Origin of the sequence: Macrococcus hajekii (assembly GCF_004359505.1) — a bacterium.
Classification (GTDB): Bacteria; Bacillota; Bacilli; order Staphylococcales; family Staphylococcaceae; genus Macrococcus; species Macrococcus hajekii.
In genome coordinates this window covers 1-255 of record NZ_SCWE01000055.1, presented here as the reverse complement: position 1 = coordinate 255, position 255 = coordinate 1, and the positions used below count along the sequence as shown (strand labels likewise).

General features: G+C 52.5%; 1 protein-coding gene. It reads left to right on the top strand.

The features are described 5' to 3' along the window. A partial coding sequence (locus ERX37_RS11345) for a collagen-flanked surface repeat-containing protein (protein ID WP_208001707.1) occupies window positions 1-255 on the top strand: 255 nt, incomplete at both ends.

The window sequence follows — 255 nt, the reverse complement described above, 5'->3', positions numbered from 1 at the left end:
TCAAAGATGGTGCGGACGGCGAATCACCAACGGCGACAGTAGTCGACAACGGCGACGGCACGCACACAGTGACGATCACAAATCCAGACGGCACAACAACGACAACAGTCATCAAAGACGGTGTTGACGGAGTAGACGGTAAAGATGGCGTATCACCAACGGCGACAGTAGTCGACAATGGAGACGGTACACACACAGTAACGATCACGAATCCAGATGGCACGACAACAACAACAGTGATCAAAGATGGTGCGG